This is a genomic window from Olleya sp. KJ81-1 (assembly GCF_055808135.1).
Window position 1 is genome coordinate 2,397,606 of sequence record NZ_CM147854.1, and the last position, 21,306, is coordinate 2,418,911.

Sequence of the window (21,306 nt, forward strand, 5' to 3'; positions counted from 1 at the left end):
TACGTCAGCACTAGCTTTGTTAACATTAACTTAACCTTGACGTAATCAAAATGTATTTGCATTTTAAAATTAAAGATAAATAGATAGTAATTTTACTTCACTAACATTCTAAAATAAAAATACATGAAATTAAAACTTAATTTTCTATTCTTCTTTTTATTGAGCATTAGTATTTTAGCTCAAGACAAAACTGTAACAGGAGTTGTTACAAGTGCAGAGGATGGTTTACCCTTACCAAACGTTAATGTTATAGTAAAGGGTACAGCTAAAGGAACAAGTACTGATTTTGATGGTAACTATGCTATCACACTTTCTCAAGGTAATATAGTAGAGTTTAGTTACATTGGTTTTAAAACTAAAAATGTTACTATTGCTAATAATAACGTTATAAATATCGCTTTAGAGGTGGATGCACAATCCTTAGAAGAGGTTGTCGTTATTGGTTATGGTGCACAAAAAAAAGCCGATGTAACAGGAGCCATCACAACAATAAAATCTGAAGACATCCAAAAAACACCCAACAGTAATGTAATGCAATCTTTACAAGGTAAGGTTGCTGGTGTACAAGTGACAAGCGTAGGGTCTCCAGGAGATTCGCCTTCTATTAGAATACGTGGTGTTAACTCTTACGCTGCAGGTGGAACACCTCTATTTGTCGTTGACGGAATGTTTTACGACAACATCGATTTTCTAGACAGTAGCCAAATACAAAGTGTATCTGTTTTAAAAGATGCGTCATCAATTGCTATTTTTGGAAGACGTGGTGTTAATGGTGTTATTATCATAGAAACAAATGGTGGTAAGTTTGAGAAAAAACCTGAAATCACTTATAGTGGATATACAGGAATACAACATGCACAAAATGTGGTAAAAATGGCTAATGCCGAACAATTTGTAACTATGGCTTACGAGTCTGGATCAGAATCTGATATTCAATTTGTACAAAATGCAATTGAAAGATTTGGTAGAAGCAGAATCAATCCTAACGTACCAAATGTAAACACAGATTGGTATAACGAAGTGTTACGAGACGCGACAATTACAAGTCATAATATTGCTATAAATGGTGGAAGCGAGTCTACATCTTATGGTGTCAATGCAAGTTATTTTTCTCAAGATGGTATCTTAGATATGAAAAACGAATACGAGCGTTTTAATCTTCAATCCAATCTTGATTTTAAAGTTTCAGACAGATTAAAAATTGGCGTAAATTCTATTTTTAGTAATGCTACTAAATATAATCCAGAAAATGGCGCATGGTTTCAAGCCTATTTTGCAGTGCCAATTCTACCAGTTTATGACTATGCAAATACAGACGCATCGCCAATTCCGTTTTCAGACGCTACGCTTTTAGGTTACAGAGGATCTCAAAACCCTTTTCCTTCAATGACCTACAATAACAACCAATTAAAGATTAAAAAAATATTAGCTAGTGTTTATGCTGAGTATGATCTTGTTCCTGACAAGCTTTCTTTTAAAACATCTTATAGCCACGACTACTCTACAATAGCAGAGCGTAATGTAAGGTTACCATATTTTATTTCACAAAACTCACAAAGAGAGACGTCTTCTATAAGAAGAGCAAATCTAACCTACTCTACTCAGTATTGGGACAACACCCTTACTTATAAAGACAACTTTGGTGACCACAGTTTTAAGTTATTAGCTGGATCCTCTTATGGTGATGAGCAAACTAATAGTTTTAGCGCTACTGGTAACGACGTACAAGGAATAGATTTAGAAAGTTCTTGGTATTTAAATTTTGCAGACCCAACCTCTTTTGCTAGTCAAGTTAACGAAATTGGAGACCGCTTTTACACTTTAGCATATTTTGGAAGATTAGAGTATAGCTTAAAAGATAAGTACTTGTTAAATGCTACAGTAAGACGTGAAGGTGATGCAAAATTTCCTAAAAAAATATGGGAAACAACACCTGCATTTGGTGTTGGATGGGTTGTCTCTAAAGAAAATTTTATGCAAAATAGTAATGTTATAGATTTTCTTAAATTACGTGCAAGTTGGGGACAATTAGCTAATGGACAATTAGGTGGAAGTGCTGGTACCAGAACAGTATCTCAATTAACAACTGCAATCGATGACACACAAACTAATGGAATTATAAGCTCTAGCAACTTTACAGATTTAGAAAGAGAAATACTAGAAGAAACTAATTTTGGTATTAGTGCAAGGTTATTTAATAGCAAATTAACATTAGAAGCAGATTACTTTATCAGAGACACTAAAAAGCTAGTCGTTCCGGTGGATCAAGCAATTGTTAGTAACACTTTATTGGTTAATGCTGGTGAAATGAGAAACCAAGGTCTAGAAATTGCTGCTAATTGGAGCCAAACAATTAATGATAATTGGAGCTTTTCGGTAGGCGGAAACTTTGGGACTTTAGACAATAAGGTAACAAAAATAAACACAGACCAAGGCTATTATGATACTGGTAGTGCAGAATTTAGACAAAGATTAATGGTTGGAGAGCCTGTAAATGCTTTTTATGGATGGGAAATTGACGGAGTCTATCAAAACGAAGCACAAGTAGCTGCAGATCCAACAGCTCAGTATGAGCTTTCAGAAAACAGTAACCAACTAGTACCAGGTGATTTTATTTATAAGGACCAAAATAATGATGGTAAAATTGATGCAGATGACAGAGTGGTGTTAGGGTCATATTTACCTGATTTTACATATGGTGCTAATATGCAAGTAAGCTACAAAAACTTCGATTTTTCTGTTGCAATAGCTGGACAAAGTGGTAATGAAATTTTAAACAGAAAAAGAGGTGAAGTATTATTTACTAATGATACTAACATCGATGCAGATTTTGCCATAAACAGATGGCATGGAGAAGGCACAAGTAATGATTATCCATCTTCTGAAGGTAGAAGAAAAGGTTGGAATCAAAAAATGAGTTCTTTCTTTGTTGAAAATGGATCTTATTTCCGTGTACAAAACATACAACTTGCCTACACTATCCCTTCTAAGTTAATTGATGGTAAAAACTTACCAGAAACTAAAATAACTTTTACAGCAGATCGTCCATTTACATCTTTTAGCTACAATGGATTTAATCCAGAAGTTGCAAATGGTGTAGACAGACAAACATATCCAATCCCAGCAGTTTATACTGTTGGTGTTAATATTAAAATATAAAAATGCTAAAAATGAAAAATTTAAAACAACTTTTAAAGCCACTAGCATTGTTGTTAGTTGCATTTATCACCACAGTATCTTGTAGTGACAAGTTAGAGGAAAATGACGGTCAATTGTCTGCAGATGATTTAGATTTTACTGCATCAGAAGACATGATATTACCATTAATTGGTGCTTATTCTGAAACCTATTCTAGAGGTTGGGAAGATCCATTATTAATAGGCGTAAGAGGTGATGACGTAAACGCTGGTGGTGTCGGAGATGCTCAAGGCGGATTTACTAACGCTGACCTTTACAATTATGATAATGGTTATTGGATGTACAATCAAGTTTGGGAAAACTTTTATGGAGATATTACAGATATCGTAAACTCTGGAGAAACAATACTTAAATATAAAGAGTTTGCTACTGGAGACAATATAAGTTTAGCTGACCAATATATCGCAGAAACTAAAGTATTAAGCGGTTTTCAACACTTACAAATGTCACGTCTTTGGGGAGATATTTTTATTATAACTAACTCTAACGTGTCTACAGACATAGATAATGGTGTAGATACTAAAGAAGACGTTATGCTTTACGTATCAGAACTTATGGATGAAGCCATCCCTTTTTTATCTGACATGAGACCGAACGAAAGAACAGATGTTCCTGGTGGAGTTACTAAATACACAGCCTTAGCCATTAAAGCTCTAGCAAATTTAGAACTTGAAAACTATCAAGCTGTTGCGGATATTACTGCAGAAATTATTAGCTCTAATAAGTTTACTTTATTTCCTGATTTTTATGAATTATTTAAAAAACCAGGAAAACTAAGCAACGAAAGTTTATTTGAATTACAATTTTCAGATTATAACACTGATACAGGTAACACAAACAACCATCTTTATGCACCTTTTGGACCTTCTAGTTGGACACCTGCAGTGTCTACTGCTTCTGGTGGATGGGGTTTTTATGAGCCTAGCTTAAAGTATATTAAATTTATGATAGATAGAGATGACGAAACGCGTCTTGTGACCAGCGTATGTTTTACACCACGTGGTATTGCAGAGATTATGTTAGATCCTAGCTACTCAACTTTACCTAGTTATATAAGTAACACAACTCCAGATGGAGACGTATTTAATGACTACACTAGAGCAATGTTTGCAAGTGGTAAACACTACTTACCATCTAACCAGTTAACTCCTGGAAGAAACGATTATGGGTCTAGTAAAAACTTTAACGTTATAAGATATTCAGAAATATTATTAATGTATGCAGAAGCACTAACTCATGGTGCATCAGGCTCAATTATGACTGCTGATCAAGCAGTAAACATGGTTAGAAATCGTGTAGGAATGAGTCCATTATCTGGAGTAACCACAGATGATGTAATGGATGAAAAATTTGCAGAATTGGGTATGGAATGGGGAATCAGATACTTTGACATGATTAGACTTAATAAATATGATGAGCTAAGCTACGAAGGCAGGACGTTTACCGCTCAAGACGAGCTTTTACCTTACCCACAAGCACAACTTGACTTACTTCCATTAGAATAATATTAAAATCCTTTAATCATGAAAAATATTAGTAAATATATAGTATCACTAGTTGTATTAGTCTTAATGTCATCTTGTTACGAAGGTATAGACCCATTAACAGAGGTTAATCCTGGACCAGATGCTGGAGCACCAACTGTAAATGTGATTTTTCCAACAGAAGGTACAGTAATTCAAGACATAGCAATTGAAAGCGCAATTGATATTCAGTTTGAAGTTTCGGATGACATCGAGATTCAAATCATCTCTGTTAAAGTAGATGGTAATCAAATTGCAACCTTTAATTCGTTTTTAGACTATCGCAATTTCAATGCAAGTGTACCACATAGCGGAATCACAAGTGGTGAACATACTGTAGAGGTTAGCGCTACAGATATCTCAGGAAACATAACTAGTACATTAGTTAATTTTAGCAAAGAGCCTCCTTATTCACCTTTATTTAATGGAGAGTTTTTCTACATGCCATTTGATGGAACATTTACTGAGCTGGTAACCATTACAGATCCAGCGCAAACAGGTAATCCTTCATTTGCAGGAGAAAGCTTTTTAGGTACAAACTCTTATAAAGCAACAACAGATTCTTATCTAACATTTCCTTTAGATCAAACCAATTTAGGCAACCAATTTACTGGAGCCTTTTGGTATAAAGTTAATGCAACTCCTGATAGATCTGGAATTTTAACTATTGGAGATGATGAAATAGATAGAAACCAAGGGTTTAGATTATTTAGAGAAGGTAGTGCAACAGAACAACGTATCAAAATAAATATTGGTACAGGAGCTTCTGACAGTTGGAATGATGGAGGCGTAATAGATGTTACTGCTGGAGAGTGGATCCATATTGCATTTACAATTTCGGCAACAGAGAGTGTTATTTATTTTAACGGAGTACCAGTAAACACTATAGCATTATCCAATCCTATAGACTGGACTGGATGTAATGATATTAACATAGGTGCAGGAGGTCCAACATTTAGTTATTGGGATCATTTATCGGATAATAGCGCAATGGACGAGTTAAGGTTATTCAACATAGCAATGACACAAACAGAAATCCAAAACATGATTAATGTGACTAATCCATATACACCAATCTATAATGGCGAAACATTTTACATGCCTTTTGATGGCAGTAATACCGATTTAATTAGCTTACAAACTGCTTCAGAAGTAGGAACACCACAGTCGACATCTGATAGTTATTCTGGAAGCGACGCTTTTACAGCGACAACAGATTCATATTTAACATTCCCTACAAATAATCTTTTTGGTAGCGACCAGTTTAGCACAACCTTTTGGTATAAGGTAAATGCAACACCTGATAGATCCGGAATTTTAACCGTTGGCGATGATGCTGATGACAGAAACCAAGGCTTTAGATTATTTAGAGAAGGTAACGCGACAGAACAACGTATAAAAGCTAATATAGGAACAGGTACTGCTGAAAGTTGGAATGATGGAGGCGTAATAGATGTTACTGCTGGAGAATGGGTACACATAGCCTTAACAGTATCTCCTACTGAAAGTAAAATTTACATCAATGGAGCCGAAACCCTAACATCTGCTCTTGGAGCAAGTATTGATTGGACTGGTTGTACACAAATAGTTATTGGTGCTGGTGGACCAACCTTTGATTATTGGGGACACCTATCTGATAGTAGTCTAATGGACGAATTACGTATATATAACACAACACTTACACAGGCTGAAATACAGTCTATGTTATAATATTTATTAATAGCACCCTTTTTATTTTGATTTAGTTCTCCTATGCTTTAGCTGTATTATGTTTTTAATACAGCTGAGGCAATTAATCTCATAACTCAATGAAAATCCTTCCTAAAAACTTTACCCTTATCTTTTTAATTTTCATAGTGTTAACAAGCTGTAAAAGTAAAAAAGAAACACCTATATCCCATTTTAAACCAGTCAAATTACAATTAACAGATAACCAATTATTAGACACCATACAAAAACAAACGTTTGACTATTTTTGGGAAGCTTCAGACCCAAATTCTGGTTTAGCCAGAGAAAGAGTTCATATGGACAACATCTATCCAACTACTCCAATTAACACAGTAACAACTGGAGGAAGTGGGTTTGGATTAATGGCTATTTTAGTTGGTGTAGAAAGACAATGGATTACAAGAGAACAAGCACTAGATAGATATATAAAAGCAGTTACTTTTTTAGAAACAGCCGACCGATTTCATGGTGCTTGGCCACATTGGCTTAATGGTGAAACAGGAAAAGTAATTCCCTTTAGCAAAAAAGATAATGGTGGTGATTTAGTAGAAACTTCGTTTTTAATTCAAGGACTTCTAACGGTTTCTGAATATTTTAAAAACGGAAACCAAAAAGAACAACAATTAGTTAACAGAATAGACAAATTGTGGAAAGATGTAGAATGGGATTGGTATACAAAAAACGGAGAAGATGTACTATACTGGCATTGGTCACCAGAATATCAATGGGAAATGAATTTTCCCGTTGGAGGCTACAATGAATGTTTGATTATGTATATACTAGCAGCTGCTTCTCCAACACATCCAATCAAAAAATCAGTATATGATAATGGTTGGGCTAAAAAAGGAGACATTGTAACATCAGACAGTATGTACGATATTCCTTTAGTCTTAAATTACTATGAACATGATGACTCACCTATTGGGCCATTATTCTGGGCACACTATTCCTACCTTGGTTTAAACCCTAAAATAATCAAGGATAAATATGCAGACTATTGGCAATTAACAACAAATCATGCTAAGATACATTATCAATATGCTGTTAAAAACCCTAACAAATTTAAAGGCTATGGAGACAGTCTTTGGGGACTAACTTCTAGTTACTCCATGAAAGGATATTCAGGACATAGACCAGGAGCAGATTTAGGAGTCATTAGTCCAACTGCTGCATTATCTTCATTTCCATATACGCCTAAACAAAGTATGCAAATGCTTAGATATATGTATACAAAACAAGATACTTTAATAGGCAAATATGGTCCTTATGATGCTTTTAGTATAGAACACAAATGGTATTTGCCAAGATATTTAGCAATTGATCAAGGACCAATTCCTATAATGATAGAAAACTATAGAACAGGCTTATTTTGGAAACTATTTATGGGTAACAAAGATTTACAAAACGGACTTGCCAAATTGGATTTTAGCCTAAAAAACATAAATTAAAAATTAAAAATGAAAAATATACACTTCCTATTAATTACAATAGCCCTATTGTTTTCTTGCGCATCAGATGATGGACCAGGTTACCAAGAGCCTTATATGCCTAACAACAATACTCCAGTTATTGAGCCTTTAACGGATCAAGCCTTGATGGATTTAGTACAAGAAAAAACTTTTAAATACTTCTGGGATTTTGCAAATTCACCGTCAGGAGCAACTAAGGAACGTTATCATCCTAGCAACCCTTCATTAAACCAAAATGTAGTTACTACAGGAGGTAGTGGTTTTGGATTAATGGCGATTATTATTGGTATTGAAAAAGGCTATATTACAAGAGACCAAGGCGTACAACGATTAACTACCATACTCAACTTTTTTGAAAATGCAGACCGTTTTCATGGCGCTTGGCCACATTGGATTGATGGAGCCTCAGGACAAGTCATCCCTTTTAGTCCTGAGGATAATGGTGGAGACCTAGTAGAAACAGCATTTTTAGCACAAGGACTAATTTGTGTCCAAGAATATTTTAAAAATGGATCAACACAAGAACAAACCCTAGCAAACCAAGCAGATACCCTTTGGAAAGGTGTAGAATGGGATTGGTACACGCAAGGTCAAAATAAGCTATATTGGCATTGGAGTCCAACAAACCAATTTGCTTTAAACCTAGAGTTAAAAGGCTATAACGAAACACTAATTGCATTCATACTTGGCGCAGCTTCACCAGAACACAGCATATCAAACTCGGTATATACAGATGGCTGGGCTTCAAATGGAACTATAGTAACTGCAGACACACAATATAATATCCCTACAGTTTTAGATCACGCAGGATCAGGCACTGGACCTTTATTTTGGGCTCATTACTCCTATTTAGGACTAAACCCAACAAATTTATCAGATCAATATGCAAATTATTGGACTTTAAACAAAAATCACACAGACATTAACTACGCTTATTGCGTTGACAATCCTTTAAATTATTTTAAATATGGCACAGATTGTTGGGGTTTAACAGCTAGCTACTCACGCAATGATGATGGTACAATCGGATATTTAGCACATCAACCAGGTAACGATATTGGAGTAATATCACCAACTGCTGCCATAAGCTCTATACCTTATACACCAGAAAAATCTTTAGCAGCAATGCAATTTTTTTATAGTAAAAGTGATATTTTATTAGGTCCAGCTGGTTTTTATGATGCCTTCAGCCCAAAAGATAATTATTGGGTAGCAGACGCCTATTTAGCAATTGACCAAGGTCCGCAAATAATTATGATTGAAAACTACAGGACTGGACTAATTTGGAATTTATTTATGCAAAATCAAGACGTTCAAAATGGTCTAAACACGCTAGGCTTTAACTATTAAAATCATTTAAAATGAAATTAAAAATAGGGTTACTAATCCTTTTTGTAAGCATTACTACATTGGTTAATGCACAAACCGAAGCTTTTACAGAACAATCCTACATCAAAGATAATGACACCTTAAATTACAGGTTATTGTTACCTAAAGATTTTTCAGAGGACAAACAATACCCTGTAGTTTTGTTTCTTCATGGTGCAGGAGAGCGTGGCAATGATAACGCAAAACAACTAGCACATGGTAGTAAGTTGTTTTTAAGTCAAAAAGCTAGAGACTCATTTCCTGCAATAGTGATTTTTCCTCAGTGTCCAAAAAACGACTATTGGGCAAATGCAAACATAGACAGGACAACCTATCCGTTAACAATTACGTTTCCTTCAGACCTTCCTCCTACTAACACATTAAATTTAGTGATGCAGTTAATGGAAGATATGACTCAAAAATCCTATGTAAATAAAAACAAGATATATGTTGGCGGACTATCAATGGGAGGCATGGGAACCTTTGAAATTCTTTACAGACAACCAGATCTTTTTGCAGCAGCTATCGCTATTTGTGGTGGTGGTAATCCAAATACTGCAAAATTATTTGCCAAAAAAGTACCAATGTCCATTTATCATGGCGCAAAGGATGATGTTGTAAAACCGCAACTATCCTTAACAATGGTTAACGCTATTTTAGAAGCAGGTGGCACACCAAACTTTAAATTATACGCTAAAGACAATCACAATAGTTGGGACTCAACTTTTGCTGAAACAGAATTATTATCATGGCTATTCTCTAATACAAAATTAAAAAATGAATAAACTATTTAACTTTAAAACAGCAACTATTATATTGGTTACTGCAACCTTTATATCTTGTAACACTAACAGTAAGAATACCAAAAAAGAATCAGAAAACCCTTTTGAGGCACAAGTAGATTCTATCCTAAATTTAATGACTATCGAAGAAAAACTTGGCCAACTAAATCTACCTTCATCTGGAGATATCACTACAGGAGCTTCTGAAAGTTCAAATGTTGCTAAAAATATTGAAGAAGGTAAAGTTGGAGGTCTTTTCAATATAAAAACTGTAGAGAAAATTAGGGAAGTTCAAAAAATAGCAGTCGAAAAAAGCAGACTAGGTATCCCTTTAATTTTTGGAATGGACGTTATACACGGTTACAAAACAACATTCCCAATTCCGTTAGGGTTATCTGCAAGTTGGGACATGGAAATGATTGAGAAAACAGCAAGAGTTGCAGCTACTGAAGCTAGTGCAGATGGAATCAACTGGACCTTCTCTCCTATGGTAGACATCTCAAGAGATGCACGTTGGGGAAGAGTATCTGAAGGTAGTGGAGAGGACACGTATTACGGAAGTCAAGTAGCACGAGCGATGGTAAGAGGTTATCAGCAAAACGATTTGACTGCAAATAATACACTATTATCTTGTGTTAAACATTTTGCGCTTTATGGTGCCTCAGAAGCAGGAAGAGATTATAATACTGTGGACATGAGTCGTATTAGAATGTACAACGAATATCTTCCTCCATATAAAGCAGCAATTGATGAAGGTGTTGGATCTGTAATGGCATCATTTAACGAAGTGGATGGTGTTCCTGCTACCGGAAACAAGTGGTTATTAACAGATTTGTTAAGAGATGATTGGGGATTTGATGGCTTTGTCGTAACAGATTATACAGGAATAGAAGAAATGGTTTACCATGGTGTTGGAGACTTACAACAAGTATCTGCTCAATCTTTAAAAGCTGGCTCTGATATGGATATGGTTGCTGAAGGTTTTTTAAACACACTAAAACAATCTTTAGAAGATGGTAAAGTATCTATCAACGATATTGATACTGCTGTTAAACGTATTTTAACAGCTAAATATCAATTAGGATTATTTGATGACCCATACAAGTATTGTGATGTAAATAGAGCTAAAACTGAAATTTTTACTCAAGAAAATAGAAATTTTGCGCGTACAGTAGGCGCAGAATCCATGGTACTTTTAAAAAATGAAAACCAAACATTACCTATAAAAAAATCTAGTACAATTGCTTTAATTGGACCATTGGCCAATACAAGCGTAAATATGGCTGGTACTTGGAGCGTTGCCACAGATCAAGAAAAATCTAAAACAGTTTTAGACGGTTTAAAATCGGTAGTTACCGATAAAGCCAATATTTTATACGCTAAAGGAAGTAACGTAGATTACGATTTAGAACTTGAAAAAAGAGCTACCATGTTTGGGAAAGATATTCCGCGTGATGGAAGATCAGACAAACAATTATTGGACGAAGCGTTGGCAATAGCTAAAAAAGCAGATGTTATTGTTGCAACATTAGGTGAAACAGCCGAGTTTAGTGGAGAAAGCAGTAGTCGTACTAATTTAGAAATTCCGCAGGCTCAAAAAGATTTACTAAACGCCTTATTAAAAACAGGTAAACCAGTTGTTTTAGTTTTATTTACTGGTAGACCACTAGTTTTAGTTGAAGAAAACGATACCGTTCCTGCTATATTAAATGTATGGTTTCCTGGTAGTGAGGCTGGTTTATCAATAGCAGATGTTTTATTTGGAGATGTTAATCCATCAGGAAAACTAACAACTACCTTTCCAAGAAACGTTGGTCAAATTCCTATTTTTTATAATCATAAAAATACAGGAAGACCTTTAGGAAATAAAGAAGGTAAATTTGAAAAATTTAAAAGTAATTATATAGATGTTAGAAACGAACCTTTATATCCTTTTGGTTATGGTTTAAGCTATACCACGTTTGAATATAATAACCTAAAAATTAACCATTCCACTATCTCAATGGATGGAAAAATCAACATAACTGTGGACGTAACAAACACTGGGAATTATGATGGAAAAGAAGTCATACAGTTATATATTAAAGATGTTGTGGGCTCTGTAACAAGACCTGTAAAAGAGTTAAAGGGTTTCAAAAAAGCATTTATTAAAAAAGGAGAAACTCAGACAGTAAGTTTTGATATTTCTGTTGAAGATTTAAAATTTTATAATTACGATTTAGACTTCGTGGCAGAACCTGGAGACTTTGAGATTTTTGTTGGTACAAATTCGGATGCATCCTTAAAGACTTCTTTTAAATTAACTAAATAATTTCATTAATGAAAAAAACGATAGTTACTCTATTAATATGCTTAATCTTTACTGGATTACATGCTCAAAATATGTTTTCGCCTTCAAAAAATATTAAAGTAACTTTTGATATAAACAAAAAAGGCCAACCTACGTATCAAGTCTTTTACAAAAACAAAGCTGTTGTTTTACCTAGTACAATGGGTTTATCCATTAAAGATGCAGTGGATTTAACACATGACTTTGAGGTCGTTAATACTGAAAACCTTTCTTTTTCTGAATCTTGGCAACCGGTTTTAGGAGAGCAATCTTCAATTTTAAATACGTACAATCAAACCAAAATTTATTTAAGCCAAAAAGAGACCAATAACAAGCTAAATATTGTTTTTAAAATTTATGATGAAGGTGTCGCATTTAGATATGAGTTTCCGTTGGACAACACTGTAAATTATTTTACTGTTTCTAACGAGAATACACAATTTAATCTAACTAATAATCATGAAGCATTTTGGATTCCTGGAGATTATGATAGTCAAGAATATGCCTATAATAAAACTAAAATTTCAGACATTGATAATTCAAAAATAGACTTAAACAATGGTGTTGGATTAAAATCTATAACCAGTCAATATCATGTACAATCACCATTAATGCTTAAATCTAGTGATGGCTTATATATTAATATTTTTGAAGCAGCTGTTGTTAATTATCCAATAATGCACTTGGATGTTGATGTAAATAATTTTCAATTTACTTCTAACCTAGTCCCAAATGCATTAGGAGACAAAGCCTATTTAAGAACACCTTCTGTATCACCATGGAGAACACTAATGGTTAGTGATGATGCTAGAGAAATTGTAAGTTCTAAAATGATATTAAATTTAAACGAACCCAACAAAATTGAAGATACCTCTTGGATTAAACCTATGAAGTATATTGGGATTTGGTGGGAAATGCACGTTGGATTATCCACTTGGGATTATGCTGGAAGTCAAAATGCACAAAATGCTGGTACTGCTTTTGGCGAAATGATTCCATCCGGAAAACATGGTGCCACCACAGAAAACACTAAAAAATATATTGATTTTGCTGCTAAATATGGTTTTGATGGCGTTTTAGTAGAAGGTTGGAATACTGGTTGGGAAGATTGGTATGGCAAATGGAAAGAGGATGTTTTTGATTTTACAACACCATATCCTGATTTTGATATTGAAGCAATTTCAAAATACGCTAAGTCTAAAGGCGTCAAAATGATAATGCATAACGAAACCTCTGGATCTGTTGCAAATTACGAACGCTACTTAGATCGTGCATTCTCGTTAATGCAAACGTATGGTTATCCTGCAGTTAAAACAGGATATGTTGGAAAAATAATTCCGCGTGGCGAGTTTCATGATGGACAAACAATGGTTAATCACTTTAATTTTGTCGCACAACGTGCTGCAGATTTTAAAATTATGATTAATTCCCACGAAAGTGTTAGACCTACTGGATACAGCAGGACCTATCCCAATTATATTGCTGCCGAAGCTGCTAGAGGAAACGAATTTAATGCATGGAGTAATGGTAATCCACCAGATCACGAAACCATTTTACCTTTTACACGTTTACTTGGTGGACCAATGGATTACACGCCTGGCATATTTGAAATTAAAATGAATGCTTACGATAGCACTAAAACAGAACAAGTACATACCACTATAGCAAAGCAGCTAGCCTTATACGTTACTATGTATTCGCCTTTACAGATGGCAGCAGACTTACCTGAAAATTATCAAAAACACCTTGACGCATTTCAGTTTATAGTTGATGTACCATTGGATTGGCAAAACTCTATTTACTTAGAAGCAGAACCAGGAGAATATCTAACAGTAGTCCGAAAAGATAAAAACACAGAGCGTTGGTTTTTAGGCGCTATTACTAATAAAGACCCTAGAAAAACAAGTATCTCTTTAGATTTTTTAACTGCCGCAAAAAAGTACAAAGCAACCCTGTATCTAGACGGTAAAGATGCAGATTGGAAAGACAATCCTAAAAGCTATCAAATTATAACTAAAGAAGTCACTAGCAAATCTGACTTAAAGTTAAAGCTGGCTCCTGGTGGAGGAGCTGCAATTAGCTTTGAATTGATAGATTAATACATATAAGACAACGATTTATGCAAAAAACAAATATAATTACAAGAAGCCTTTCGCTTTTACTAATAGCAACAGTAATCTTTTCTTGTAAATTAGAAAAAGACAATCACACAACAGAGTCATCAAACGCAAGTAATGGAAATAAAAGAAATTACAAAACCTATTGTAATCCAGTAGACATAGATTATTCATACATGTCACATTACAGAGCAGAAAATAAAGTGTCTTACCGTTCTGGTGCAGATCCTGCTTTAGTAAATTTTAAAGGCAAGTATTACATGTTTGTCACACGCTCTCATGGGTATTGGATGAGTGACGATATGAGTAATTGGACTTTTATAACACCTCAAAACTGGTATTTTAAAGGTAGCAATGCTCCTGCAGCAGCTGTAAAAGACGGTAAAATAATAGTCTATGGAGATCCTTCGGGAAGAGGTCCAATTATAGAAACTGATAATCCAGAGTTAGGCGATTGGAAAACTAAATATGCGGTTTTAAATCCGCCTGGAGGCATTCAAGACCCTGATTTGTTTGTGGACGACGATGGTAAAGTTTATTTATACGAGGAGTCCTCTAACCTTTATCCAATTCGTGTGGTTGAACTTGATGCTGATAATTATTACGTCCCAAAAGGAGAGCAACAAGATTTATTTAATTTGCATCCTGATAAATATGGTTGGGAACGTTTTGGACAAGACCACAAATCAGACATCGAGCCTTATTTAGAAGGTCCTTGGATGGTAAAACATAATGACACCTATTATCTAGAATATGGTGCTCCTGGTACACAATGGAATGTTTATGCAGATGGTGTAAGAACTAGTAAAAGTCCGTTTGGTCCTTTTGAGTATGCACCTTATAATCCAATATCTTATAAACCAGGTGGTTTTTTAAAAGGTTCTGGACACGGAAGCACAGTAAAGGATAACAATGGTCAATATTGGCATTATGCAACTATGGCAATTTCTGTCAACTATAAATTTGAACGCAGAATAGGTATGTATCCTGCAGGTTTTGAAGACAATGGTCAAATGTATGTTAATACTGCTTATGGTGATTATCCACACTTTTTACCTGACACAAAGGTTGACAAGCATAAAGAGCGTTTTACAGGTTGGATGCTATTGTCTTACAATAAACCAGTAACCACCAATTCTGGATTAGTGACAAAAGAGATAAATGTTGTGGATGAAAGTGATAGTGGTTATATGTTAGGTCAGATTAGAGAATTTGATATTTCTAAAATTAATGATGAAGAAATAAGGTCTTATTGGGTATCTGAGGTCAATAACGATTCTATTTACGTACAAGTTGATTTAGAAAAGAAAATGAGCATTAAAGCTATTCAAATTAATTTTCAAGATTTTAATAGCGACATATATGGAAGACCAGACGATTTAAGACAGCAATTTGTTATTGAAGGGTCAATTGATGGTAAATCATGGCAAACCATCTCAGACTACTCTAAAAACACTCGCGACATGCCTCATGGTTACATTGAACTAAACAAACCTATGAATGCAAGGTATGTTAGATATAATCATGTCTACTGTAGCAATAATTATTTATCAATCTCTGAATTTAGAGTTTTTGGAAATGGTTTTGAAGCTGTACCGCAAACACCAGCTAATTTTAAGGTAAAAAGACAAGCGGATCGCAGAAACACCAATTTAACTTGGGACAAGGTAGACAATGCAACTGGTTATGTTATTTATTGGGGAATCTCAAAGGATAAATTAAACCTTTCTGCATTAATGTACGACTCGCCTAATTATGAATTAAGAGCGTTAACAACAGACCAAAGTTATTATTATCAAGTAGAAGCTTTTAATGAAAATGGAATTTCGGCTAAAAGTGAAATCTTATTTACAGAATAGTTTATCATTTAAAAATAGTTAAAAAAGCCACTAATTATAGTGGCTTTTTTTATGTCTTCTACTTTAGCGTTCTAAATACTTCTATTATTTAGCTTTAATCAATAGTGCTAGAGTAATCTAAATCAACACTATAAACAAAAAAATCCGATACATTTCTGTATCGGATTTATAACTTGCTCCTCCTCTTAGGCTCGAACTAAGGACCCTCTGATTAACAGTCAGATGCTCTAACCAACTGAGCTAAGGAGGAGTGTTTTTCGCTATTGCGAGTGCAAATATAAAACGTTTTTTGACTTCTGCAAAACAAAAATTAATTTTTTTAATTAAATATTGCTTTAAAGATATCATTACCGTTTGCAAACAGCACTAAAGCAATCAAAATGAAGAATCCAACTAGCTGTGCTTTCTCTAAAAACTTTTCACTTGGCTTACGTCCAGAAATCATTTCGTATAATAAAAACATAACATGTCCTCCATCTAAAGCCGGAATTGGAAGTAAATTAAGCACACCTAACATAATTGATAAAAATGCAGTTAAACCCCAAAAGTCTGGCCAGCTCCAAGTACTTGGAAACACATCGTAAATAGCTTTAAAGCCTCCTACACCTTTATACGCTCCTGTGCTTGGATTAAAAATAGCTTTTAATTGTCCAAAATATGAGACGATCTGACTTTTAAATTTTGTAGCTCCTACTCCAAAACTTTCAAAAAACCCATATTCTTGTCTTACTATATCATAATATCCTAGGGACTGCAACTCTTTAGCACTTGCAGACGTGATTATATCTAATTTACCTTTATCGTCAACGATTAACTCTCTACCAACAGTCATATTTCCTCTTCTAAAAATAGCGCTTATCGTTTGACCTTTGTTAGCTTCTAAAATTGGCTCTATTTGGTCATAAAACTCTGCAGGCTGACCATTTAAAGCATACATTATGTCTCCAGTTTTAATATCTACATTTTTATTTAACGAGGTATCTAAAACTTTATTGACAATAAAAGGTTTACGCATCCCAAACAAGCTTCTATCCTTACTTGAAGACAATTGACCTAAAAAGTCTACAGGAAGATCTATTGTGTTAGTAACGCCTTCTCTTTTATAAGTCACGCTGTTTGCTCCAATTATATTTTTGCTAATGTCAGATCTATTAATGATGTCAACATCGTCTACCTTTATAATTTGATCACCTGTTTTAAAGCCTAAATCTGTTAATAATGGATTTTCAATTAAAAAACCACCTTTAATACTAGAGGCAGCTATATCTGTATCTCCATAAGCAAAAGACCCAATAATATAGATTACCAATGCCAAAACAAAGTTTACAAAAACACCACCTAACATTATAATTAATCGTTGCCAAGCTGGTTTAGATCTAAATTCCCATGGTTGAGGTGGTAAAGCCATTTGCTCTTTATCCATACTCTCATCAATCATTCCTGCAATCTTAACGTAACCTCCTAAAGGTAACCAACCAATTCCGTAAACGGTTTCTCCAATTTTCTTTTTAAATAACGAGTATTTTACATCAAAAAATAAGTAGAATTTTTCAACTCTTGTTTTAAATAATTTAGCAGGAATAAAATGTCCTAATTCGTGTAAAACAATTAATAATGACAGACTTAACAAAAACTGTCCGATTTTTATAATAAACTCCATGTAGTGTTTCTATTCTTTTTAATAATCGCCAAAAGTAAGTATTTACACTTAGTTTAAAAAGCAATAGCTTTAATGGTTTTAAGAATTAACAAATTTTATGAGTAATGTCATGGGACTTGCTAAACTTTTCATCGTATTTTTGTATAATAAAATTAAAACCTACAAAATGCTTTCTTTTTTCAAGGATTATAAGTTGTTTGCTATTGTTTTTGGTATAATTTCAATAATAATAATTTCTATTTTTTACAATATTCTAAAAGTAGAAAAGCCTTTACCAATTTATCAACCAGCAATGGTTAATACTGAGTTGGTTGATAGCACAATCCAACATCAAATTAATTATCATAAAATAGCCGACTTTAGTTTAACCAATCAAAACGGTAAAACAATTACTCAAGCAGATTATAAAGATAAAATTTACGTAGCAGATTTCTTTTTTACTACTTGTCAAACCATTTGTCCAATAATGACTGACAATATGGAAAAAATCCAGAAAGAGATTATTAATGATGATGATGTTATGTTACTATCCCATTCTGTTACTCCAGAGATTGATACCGTTGAGCAGTTAAAAAGCTACGCTATAAAAAAAGGAGTTAATGATAAAAAATGGAACTTAGTAACTGGAGACAAAGGTGAAATATATAGACTAGCTAGAAAAAGTTATTTAGCAGTAAAAGACGACGGAATGCCTGATGATTATGGGATGGTCCATACTGAAAACTTTATGCTAATTGATAAAAAAGGTCAAATTAGAGGGTATTATGATGGTACCAAAACAGAAGATATTACCACACTTTTAAACGATATTAAAAAGTTAAAAAAGGAATACGAAGAGTAGTTTTTGGCTTTCAATTTTTTTAAGCTGAAATTTTGCCATACTTTTGCTTCTTTAAAATCAATCTAAATAAGCTTGAGCCATACATTAGACACATTAAAAAGAGGAGAACGCGCTATAATTATAGACGTGTCTTCACATTTGATACCATTAAAACTCCTAGAAATGGGTTGTTTACCAGGCAATAGTGTAGAGCTGGTTCAGGTCGCTCCATTTGCAGACCCATTGTACCTAAATATAAATGGAAGTCATTTAGCCATCAGAAAAGAAACCGCTATTCATATCATTATCGAAAAAGAAGTTTAATGAGTAAGCAAATCAACATTGCCTTAATTGGTAACCCAAATACTGGAAAAACATCTGTTTTTAATGCCTTAACGGGTTTAAACCAAAAGGTAGGAAACTATCCTGGAATAACCGTTGAGAAAAAAGAAGGGATTTGCAAATTACCTAGAGGTGTTAAAGCACACATCATTGACCTTCCTGGTACATATAGCCTAAACGCATCGTCTCTAGACGAAAACGTAGTTATAGAATTATTACTAAACAAAAACGATAAAGATTTTCCGGATGTTGCAGTCGTAGTTAGTGATGTTGAAAACTTAAAACGAAACCTACTACTTTTTACACAAATAAAAGATTTAGAGATCCCTACAATCCTAGTCATTAATATGGCTGACAGGATGAAATACAAAGGGATTTCATTGGATATTGAACATTTAGAAAAAGAATTACAAACTAAAATAGCGGTTATTAGTACCAGAAAAAATGAAGGTATAGATAACTTAAAACAGTTAATTTCTAATTATAAAGAACTATCAACTACGCCTTGCTTAAATGCATCGGAAATAGATAAAGAATATTTTGACAAATTAAGAAAAGCCTTCCCTAACCAATTACTTTACAAATTATGGTTAGTAATTACCCAAGATGTAAATTTTGGTAAGATGGATCGTAATGAAGTCGAAGCTATTGCTAGTTTTAAAACTAAATCTAAAAGCGACTTAAAACGTTTACAACAAAAAGAAACCATTAAGCGCTATCAATTTATAAATAACACACTTAAAAAAGGACAAACCATAGATGCTAGTCAAGCTAAGGATTTACGCACTAAATTTGATCGCATACTTACGCACAAGGTTTGGGGTTATGTTATTTTCTTTTTTATACTACTAACTATTTTTCAAGCCATTTATGACTGGTCAACAGTACCAATGGACTTTATTGATAGCGTGTTTGCAAGTCTAAGTGATTGGGTTAAAAACACACTTCCTGAAGGTGCTTTTACTAATTTATTAGCCGAAGGTATCATATCTGGTTTAGGAGGAATAGTTATATTTATTCCTCAAATAGCCTTTTTATTCTTGTTTATAGCAATTTTAGAAGAAACCGGTTATATGAGTCGCGTTGTCTTTTTAATGGACAGAATTATGCGTCGTTTTGGTTTAAGCGGAAAAAGTATTGTGCCTTTAATTTCAGGAACTGCATGTGCTATTCCTGCTATTATGGCTACCAGAAATATTGAAAGTTGGAAAGAACGATTGATTACTATTTTAGTAACACCATTTACAACATGCTCTGCAAGATTACCTGTATACTTAATTATAATAGCATTAGTTATTCCGGAAGGACGTTTTCTAGGGTTAAGTTACCAAGCTTTAACCTTAATGTTATTGTATTTACTAGGTTTTGGAGCTGCTGTTATTTCGGCATATATTTTAAATAAAGTATTAAAAATAAAAAGTAAAACGTTTTTTGTGGTTGAAATGCCAAATTACAAATTACCATTATTTAAAAACGTTGCGCTTACAGTTTTAGAAAAAACAAAATCGTTTGTCTTTGGAGCTGGAAAAATAATACTAGCAATTTCAATCATCCTTTGGTTTTTAGCATCTTATGGTCCAGGAGAACAATTTAATAATGCAGAAAATATTGTTACTACAGAGTATGCTTCACAAAATTTAAACGAGGAAGAATTAGGACAAAAAATAGCGTCACATAAACTAGAACATTCCTTTATTGGTATTGCAGGACATGCTATAGAACCCGTAATTAGACCATTAGGTTACGATTGGAAAATAGGAATTGCAATAGTTAGTAGTTTTGCTGCAAGAGAAGTTTTTGTTGGTACTTTAGCAACCATTTATAGTGTTGGTAACGATGATGAAGACACTATTAAAAACCGAATGGCAGGAGAGGTTAATCCAATACTAGGAGGTCCTTTATTTAATTTTGCTTCAGGTATTTCATTATTACTTTTTTATGCTTTTGCAATGCAATGCATGAGTACTTTGGCAGTTGTTAAAAAGGAAACTAATACCTGGAAATGGCCAACGTTGCAATTGGTAATTATGACCGCAATTGCATACATATCTGCATTAATAGCTTATCAATTTTTAAAATAAAATTATGAACGCAATTATCCAAAACATACT

13 protein-coding genes and 1 tRNA gene are annotated in these 21,306 nt (G+C 33.8%); 12 read left to right on the forward strand and 2 right to left on the reverse strand.

Features of this window, described 5'->3' with window-relative positions; translation table 11 throughout:
* The first annotated feature begins 123 nt into the window (after positions 1 to 123).
* From AC0L3M_RS11335 to AC0L3M_RS11375, 9 genes are all read left to right on the forward strand, one after another.
* On the forward strand, positions 124 to 3,159 hold the full coding sequence (locus AC0L3M_RS11335; protein WP_473430814.1) for a SusC/RagA family TonB-linked outer membrane protein: 3,036 nt from the start codon (positions 124 to 126) through the stop codon (positions 3,157 to 3,159).
* Between the two features lie 11 nt (positions 3,160 to 3,170).
* Complete coding sequence (locus tag AC0L3M_RS11340) at positions 3,171 to 4,703, forward strand: RagB/SusD family nutrient uptake outer membrane protein (protein ID WP_341587641.1); 1,533 nt, start codon at positions 3,171 to 3,173, stop codon at positions 4,701 to 4,703.
* Between the two features lie 18 nt (positions 4,704 to 4,721).
* Entirely contained in the window at positions 4,722 to 6,431 is a 1,710-nt protein-coding gene (locus tag AC0L3M_RS11345) for a LamG domain-containing protein (RefSeq protein ID WP_473430815.1), read from the forward strand.
* A gap of 98 nt (positions 6,432 to 6,529) precedes the next feature.
* Positions 6,530 to 7,897: a glucoamylase family protein gene (locus AC0L3M_RS11350; protein ID WP_473430816.1), complete on the forward strand. Its 1,368-nt coding sequence runs from the start codon at positions 6,530 to 6,532 to the stop codon at positions 7,895 to 7,897.
* A 9-nt stretch (positions 7,898 to 7,906) separates the two neighbouring features.
* On the forward strand, positions 7,907 to 9,268 hold the full coding sequence (locus AC0L3M_RS11355; protein WP_473430817.1) for a glucoamylase family protein: 1,362 nt from the start codon (positions 7,907 to 7,909) through the stop codon (positions 9,266 to 9,268).
* Positions 9,269 to 9,279: 11 nt separating this feature from the next.
* A complete protein-coding gene (locus AC0L3M_RS11360) occupies positions 9,280 to 10,071 on the forward strand; it encodes a carboxylesterase family protein (protein ID WP_473430818.1) in 792 nt (263 codons plus the stop codon).
* Positions 10,064 to 12,379 (forward strand): beta-glucosidase BglX, encoded by a 2,316-nt coding sequence (gene bglX / locus AC0L3M_RS11365; RefSeq protein ID WP_473430819.1) that lies wholly within the window; start codon positions 10,064 to 10,066, stop codon positions 12,377 to 12,379. The genes AC0L3M_RS11360 and bglX overlap by 8 nt, the downstream gene beginning before the upstream one ends.
* Positions 12,380 to 12,387: 8 nt before the next feature.
* Positions 12,388 to 14,496, forward strand: coding sequence for a glycoside hydrolase family 97 protein (locus AC0L3M_RS11370; protein ID WP_473430820.1), 2,109 nt, complete (start codon positions 12,388 to 12,390; stop codon positions 14,494 to 14,496).
* A gap of 20 nt (positions 14,497 to 14,516) precedes the next feature.
* Complete coding sequence (locus tag AC0L3M_RS11375; RefSeq protein ID WP_473430821.1) at positions 14,517 to 16,373, forward strand: family 43 glycosylhydrolase; 1,857 nt, start codon at positions 14,517 to 14,519, stop codon at positions 16,371 to 16,373.
* 176 nt (positions 16,374 to 16,549) lie between these two features.
* On the opposite strand, the gene AC0L3M_RS11380 is transcribed toward AC0L3M_RS11375, so the two are convergent.
* Both AC0L3M_RS11380 and rseP read right to left on the reverse strand, forming a co-directional pair.
* Positions 16,550 to 16,623, reverse strand: a tRNA-Asn gene (locus tag AC0L3M_RS11380).
* 69 nt (positions 16,624 to 16,692) lie between these two features.
* Positions 16,693 to 18,033 carry an RIP metalloprotease RseP gene (gene rseP, locus AC0L3M_RS11385; RefSeq protein WP_292948850.1) on the reverse strand — a complete coding sequence of 447 codons (1,341 nt, stop codon included), beginning with the start codon at positions 18,031 to 18,033 and terminating at the stop codon, positions 16,693 to 16,695.
* A 166-nt stretch (positions 18,034 to 18,199) separates the two neighbouring features.
* On the opposite strand from rseP, the gene AC0L3M_RS11390 reads away from it, so the two are divergent.
* From AC0L3M_RS11390 to feoB, 3 genes are all read left to right on the forward strand, one after another.
* Positions 18,200 to 18,874 (forward strand): SCO family protein, encoded by a 675-nt coding sequence (locus tag AC0L3M_RS11390; protein WP_292948847.1) that lies wholly within the window; start codon positions 18,200 to 18,202, stop codon positions 18,872 to 18,874.
* 72 nt (positions 18,875 to 18,946) lie between these two features.
* Positions 18,947 to 19,177 (forward strand): FeoA family protein, encoded by a 231-nt coding sequence (locus AC0L3M_RS11395; protein ID WP_099568540.1) that lies wholly within the window; start codon positions 18,947 to 18,949, stop codon positions 19,175 to 19,177.
* Positions 19,177 to 21,276 carry a ferrous iron transport protein B gene (gene feoB, locus AC0L3M_RS11400; protein ID WP_473430822.1) on the forward strand — a complete coding sequence of 700 codons (2,100 nt, stop codon included), beginning with the start codon at positions 19,177 to 19,179 and terminating at the stop codon, positions 21,274 to 21,276. The genes AC0L3M_RS11395 and feoB overlap by 1 nt, the downstream gene beginning before the upstream one ends.
* Positions 21,277 to 21,306 lie beyond the last annotated feature (30 nt).

What these genes read in the sequence shown, in the direction of transcription:
- AC0L3M_RS11335 (WP_473430814.1), top strand. Translation starts at nt 124, where the DNA reads ATGAAATTAAAACTTAATTTTCTATTCTTCTTTTTATTGAGCATTAGT.
- AC0L3M_RS11340 (WP_341587641.1), top strand. Translation starts at nt 3,171, where the DNA reads ATGAAAAATTTAAAACAACTTTTAAAGCCACTAGCATTGTTGTTAGTT.
- AC0L3M_RS11345 (WP_473430815.1), top strand. Translation starts at nt 4,722, where the DNA reads ATGAAAAATATTAGTAAATATATAGTATCACTAGTTGTATTAGTCTTA.
- AC0L3M_RS11350 (WP_473430816.1), top strand. Translation starts at nt 6,530, where the DNA reads ATGAAAATCCTTCCTAAAAACTTTACCCTTATCTTTTTAATTTTCATA.
- AC0L3M_RS11355 (WP_473430817.1), top strand. Translation starts at nt 7,907, where the DNA reads ATGAAAAATATACACTTCCTATTAATTACAATAGCCCTATTGTTTTCT.
- AC0L3M_RS11360 (WP_473430818.1), top strand. Translation starts at nt 9,280, where the DNA reads ATGAAATTAAAAATAGGGTTACTAATCCTTTTTGTAAGCATTACTACA.
- bglX (WP_473430819.1), top strand. Translation starts at nt 10,064, where the DNA reads ATGAATAAACTATTTAACTTTAAAACAGCAACTATTATATTGGTTACT.
- AC0L3M_RS11370 (WP_473430820.1), top strand. Translation starts at nt 12,388, where the DNA reads ATGAAAAAAACGATAGTTACTCTATTAATATGCTTAATCTTTACTGGA.
- AC0L3M_RS11375 (WP_473430821.1), top strand. Translation starts at nt 14,517, where the DNA reads ATGCAAAAAACAAATATAATTACAAGAAGCCTTTCGCTTTTACTAATA.
- rseP (WP_292948850.1), bottom strand. Translation starts at nt 18,033, where the DNA reads ATGGAGTTTATTATAAAAATCGGACAGTTTTTGTTAAGTCTGTCATTA.
- AC0L3M_RS11390 (WP_292948847.1), top strand. Translation starts at nt 18,200, where the DNA reads ATGCTTTCTTTTTTCAAGGATTATAAGTTGTTTGCTATTGTTTTTGGT.
- feoB (WP_473430822.1), top strand. Translation starts at nt 19,177, where the DNA reads ATGAGTAAGCAAATCAACATTGCCTTAATTGGTAACCCAAATACTGGA.